We start from the raw sequence: 4,890 nt of genomic DNA, 5'->3' as shown, positions 1-4,890 counted from the left end.
CCGTTTTACAGTGGAACGCGGTGCCCGGAGCCGACGGCTATAAGGTATCTATAGGGACCTCTCCTTTTACCAATGATATTCTGGACAATGCCGATCTGCGTAATGTGACAGAGACAGACTTCATTCAATTTGAACCGAACCGCGTCTACTACGCCCGCGTAGTCCCGTACAATATTGCCGGGGAAGCACTGGATTGTAGGCAAACCAACTTTTCCACCATCCTGGGGTGTGGGCCGTTTTTCGACTCCGATGGGAATCTGATCGATCTGAGTCCCGAAATCACTTTCCCCTCAGCCATTGGTATCTGTGGGGATGGCGACACCACAGTACGCGCGGAGGATGAAGCCGATGGGTATCGCTGGTTTAGCATCCCCCCATTCGGTCGGGAGGAGTTGTTGGAGGAAGGACCTGAATTTGAGATTCCGGAAGCCGGAGAATACCGCCTTGAAATCTACAACAATATCTCAGGGGCAGATGGAGATTTTGAATGCCGGAGCGAACAGGTCTTCAACGTCTCCCTCTCAGGACCTCCGGTAATCGACCGTACAGATGTACAGCTGGGTGCCGCGGTCATCAGCATTGAAGTATTTGCCAGCGGCCTGGGGGATTATGAATACGCCCTGGATGAGACAGGACCCTACCAGGACAGCAACCGTTTTACAAACCTGCCCATTGACAACTACAGGGTATTCGTTCGGGATAAGAACGGGTGTGGGATCGTAAGTGAACTGGTAGAACCCGATCTCACCCTGGATGGCTTCCCCAAGTTCTTTACCCCCAACGGAGACGGGATCAATGACACCTGGCAATACATTCCCCCTCCATCGGGCCTGAACCCCATCCGGGAACTGCACATCTTTGATCGGTATGGAAAATTACTGGCCCAGATCGACCCGCGTTCCCAGGGATGGAACGGGACCTTTAACGGACGGCCCCTGCCGGCTTCCGATTACTGGTTTCGCGCCGTGGATGATAACAACAAGGTCCTCCAGGGGCACTTCAGCCTGAAGCGATAGGAATATCCTGACCCCAGCCATTTCCGTGAAGGAGTGTTTTGTATTTTTGAACTATGAAATTTGAAGTTGTTTCGGACTTTTTACCCACCGGAGATCAGCCACAGGCCATTACCCAGTTAAAAGGGGGAATTGCAGAAGGGGAGCGCTACCAGACCCTTTTGGGTGTTACCGGATCCGGGAAGACCTTTACCATTGCCAATACCGTAGCCGAAGTGCAGCGCCCCACCCTGGTCCTGGCCCATAACAAGACGCTGGCAGCACAATTGTATTCGGAATTCAAGATGTTTTTCCCCAACAATGCTGTGGAGTATTTTGTGTCCTACTACGACTACTACCAACCCGAAGCCTATATTCCGACCACGGGTCTGTATATTGAAAAAGACTTATCCATTAACGAGGATATCGAGAAACTCCGCCTCAGTGCTACTTCCTCCCTCCTCTCCGGGCGAAGGGATGTCCTGGTTGTCGCCTCGGTCTCCTGTTTATACGGCATAGGCAATCCGCTGGAATTCAAAAAAAATGTGATTCGCCTGGAGCGGGACCAGGTACTGGCCCGAACCAAATTATTACACCAGCTTGTACAGAGCCTTTACTCAAGGACCACAGCAGATTTTCGAAACGGAAATTTCCGGGTTAAAGGGGATGTCGTCGACATCTTCCCGAGTTATGCAGATCACGCTTACCGCATCCATTTTTTCGGGGATGAAATTGAAGAAATGGAGTCTTTTGACCCCCACAACAATACCGTTTTGGAGCAGTATGATACCCTGGCAATCTATCCAGCGAATATGTTTGTCACCTCCCCGGATATACTTCAAAATGCGATCCACCAGATCCAGGATGACCTCACCAGGCAAATCGATTATTTCAGGGAAATCGGAAAACCCCTGGAGGCCAAGCGCCTCGAAGAACGCACAAATTTTGATTTGGAAATGATCCGCGAGCTGGGATACTGTTCGGGAATAGAAAATTATTCTCGTTATCTAGACGGGCGGGAACCCGGAACACGCCCCTTTTGTTTACTGGACTATTTTCCGGAAGACTACCTGATGGTCGTTGATGAAAGCCATGTTACCATCCCCCAGGTACACGCCATGTACGGAGGGGACCGGTCTCGAAAGGAAAACCTCGTGGATTTTGGTTTTCGCCTCCCCGCTGCCATGGATAACCGTCCGCTGAAGTTTGAAGAATTTGAAGCCCTGCAGAATCAGGTTATCTACGTCAGTGCCACCCCGGCGGATTACGAAATGCAAAAGAGCGGGGGAGTCTTTGTGGAACAGGTGATTCGCCCCACCGGATTACTCGATCCTGTTATCGAGGTACGTCCGAGCAAAAATCAGATCGATGACCTGGTGGAGGAAATCCAGCAACGCGTCCAGTTGGACGAGCGAACACTGGTCACTACCCTGACCAAACGCATGGCCGAAGAACTCACCAAATACCTGACGCGAATCGATGTGCGTTGCCGGTACATCCACAGTGATGTGGATACCCTGGAACGCGTGGAAATCATGCAGGATTTACGAAAAGGCATCTTTGATGTGCTGGTTGGGGTAAACCTGCTTCGTGAAGGTCTGGATTTGCCCGAAGTCTCCCTGGTTGCCATTATCGATGCTGACAAAGAAGGTTTTTTAAGGAGCAACCGGTCTCTGACCCAGACTGTGGGTCGGGCTGCGCGCCATCTCAACGGAAAGGCCATTATGTATGCCGACAAAATTACCGACAGTATGCAGAAGACCATTGATGAGACCAATTATCGAAGGGAAAAACAGATGGCCTACAATGAAAAGCACAACATTACCCCAAAAGCACTGGTTAAAAGCCTGGATAGTGCCCTCGCCCGCAACTCGGTATCTACCTTCCATTTTGAAAAGAAAGAACGGGACGCCCAGGAACCGGACCCTGCCTATCTGACTCCGGAACAACGCGATAAACTGATCCGTACTAAACGAAGTGCCATGGAAAAAGCAGCCAAAGAACTGGACTTTATGATGGCGGCTCAACTACGGGATGAAATTAAAATCCTGCAGGAGGCCACCGGATAAAAAAAACGCCCCGATTTCATTCGGGGCGCTTTCCTAACTAACCAACTAATCAAACCAATCATTATGAGGCCCGTTAGGCGGGCCTGATAATTTCATTACTTCCCTATTTCTATCAGGCGCTTGGCCTTGGGAAGGGCTTCCTCCTTTTTAGGTAGGGTAAACCTCAATATGCCGTCCTTGTAATCGGCCTTGACTGCTTCCTGATTGACACTTTCAGGTAGCGTAAAAGCGCGTTTAAAAGAGGAATAATGGAATTCGCGCCGGGTGTACTCGGCCTCTTTGTCCTCCACTTCAGATTGGGTTTCCATAGAAATGGTAAGGACATCATTATCCAGCTCCACGTTAAAGTCTTCCTTCTTTTGCCCGGGAACTGCCAGTTCCAGGGTAAAGTCTTTTTCACCTTCCAGAATGTTCACCGCAGGCAGGTTGGATCTATTCGAATCCACACCTCCGAACCAGTCGGGGGTGAATACATCGTTCCAAAGGCCAGGCAACAAATCTGTGTTTCTTCGTATTAAACTCATTGTGTTTGTATTTTATGTTAAACAATTCATTTTCTGAATCATCTACCCTAGTACAAAGGATGTGCCGAAGGAAAAATGCTGCCTTTTTGACTTGTATATACAAAAAAATACTGTCATAAAGACAGTGTTTGGGTGTGATTAGGTAAAATATCGATTAGTTGTAATGGGCCTTAAAGATACCTATAAGGGTTTCAGGAGGAATAATGTTGTCGGGGTACTGATGCATAAGGACAAGCACCTGATCGATCGCGGACGGAGGCAGGCCTAGCCGCAGTCCAATATTGTGAAGCTTATCGATCTCTTTAAAAGTCTGCTGACGATCTACATTGATCAGGAGTACCAGTCGGTGAAATTGTATAATCCGACTTAGCAGGGTTTTGGGTATAATATTAGGTACGGGGGAATCGAAGAGTGATTCAAAATCTTCCCTGTGAACGCCGAGCTGATCAGCCACACCCCACAAAAAATCAAACTCACTATCCTTAACAGCCCTGTCTGCACGGGCCAGGGAGATCATCTCCGACAGAATACTGAGTTTCTCTTCATAGCTGCTCATTCCTAGTGTTTTTAATGTCGCGCTATTACTTAAACTATGTTTTTTACTTTTTCGTATGATGTGCCTTTGGAATAAGGCATCACAAATGCCTCAAATTGACAAAAAAACCCGATGGCCTACCATCGGGTTCTAGCTAAAATTCAAAAAAAGAGCAATCAGGCTGTAATCCGAATGGGTACGTGATATATTTTACCCTCTTCGAGATTCTGATCAGCCACCTTGTGGTAATTCAGGCGCGCCTTTACAAAGCCCTCCAAACGTTCATTCTCCGTTTCTACAGACAGCACGACGATCTCGTGTTCGTCGTTGACTGTGAAGCGTACAAAGGCGGTAAGATCTTCGTCCTCGTTAAGTTCAAAGCGATTGTCATCCAGCAAATCCCCGATCTGGGTACAAATCTTTGAATCTGGATCCGTAGATGGACCCGGCTTACCTTCTGTAGCCATAACATTTCCGGAAATCAGCAGCGCCGCTGCCACGAGCAATAAACTAACTTTTTTCATGATGATGATTGTTTGATGATTGATGAATAAAATAGTTGTTTGGGTAAATAGACGATTGCATTCTCCTATTTGTTACACATATCTTGTCTATTTAACACTTATTTATAGGTTTTAGTTCATTTTTCACAATCCCAGGTTTAGGTCTGGATTCCCATTTTTGGAAGAAAGTTCCTTAAAAACGCGGCTTCGATATCCCTTCTGACCCTACAAACTACGGGGGGGGCTTGGCCCAACAAGGACGGGGAG

Annotated in this window: 5 protein-coding genes; 2 read left to right on the top strand and 3 right to left on the bottom strand. The window is 48.1% G+C overall.

Annotated elements, in window-relative coordinates:
• Both WBV75_RS07230 and uvrB read left to right on the top strand, forming a co-directional pair.
• Window positions 1-1,016, top strand: a 1,016-nt coding sequence (locus WBV75_RS07230; protein WP_424119962.1) for a T9SS type B sorting domain-containing protein, incomplete at its 5' end; no start/stop codon positions are given.
• A gap of 53 nt (window positions 1,017-1,069) precedes the next feature.
• Complete coding sequence (gene uvrB / locus WBV75_RS07225) at window positions 1,070-3,061, top strand: excinuclease ABC subunit UvrB (RefSeq protein ID WP_424119961.1); 1,992 nt, start codon at window positions 1,070-1,072, stop codon at window positions 3,059-3,061.
• Between the two features lie 95 nt (window positions 3,062-3,156).
• Here uvrB and WBV75_RS07220 read toward each other — a convergent pair whose 3' ends face one another.
• From WBV75_RS07220 to WBV75_RS07210, 3 genes are all read right to left on the bottom strand, one after another.
• The gene (locus WBV75_RS07220; protein WP_424119960.1) at window positions 3,157-3,585 is read right to left on the bottom strand and encodes an Hsp20/alpha crystallin family protein; all 429 of its coding nucleotides are present in this window, start codon (window positions 3,583-3,585) and stop codon (window positions 3,157-3,159) included.
• Between the two features lie 154 nt (window positions 3,586-3,739).
• Window positions 3,740-4,141, bottom strand: coding sequence for a TerB family tellurite resistance protein (locus tag WBV75_RS07215; protein ID WP_424119959.1), 402 nt, complete (start codon window positions 4,139-4,141; stop codon window positions 3,740-3,742).
• A gap of 155 nt (window positions 4,142-4,296) precedes the next feature.
• Window positions 4,297-4,644 carry a hypothetical protein gene (locus WBV75_RS07210; protein WP_424119958.1) on the bottom strand — a complete coding sequence of 116 codons (348 nt, stop codon included), beginning with the start codon at window positions 4,642-4,644 and terminating at the stop codon, window positions 4,297-4,299.
• Window positions 4,645-4,890: the final 246 nt, after the last annotated feature.

The organism is Robiginitalea sp. (assembly GCF_049588695.1).
Taxonomy (GTDB): Bacteria; Bacteroidota; Bacteroidia; order Flavobacteriales; family Flavobacteriaceae; genus Robiginitalea.
This window is presented reverse-complemented; position numbering and strand designations above follow the sequence as displayed.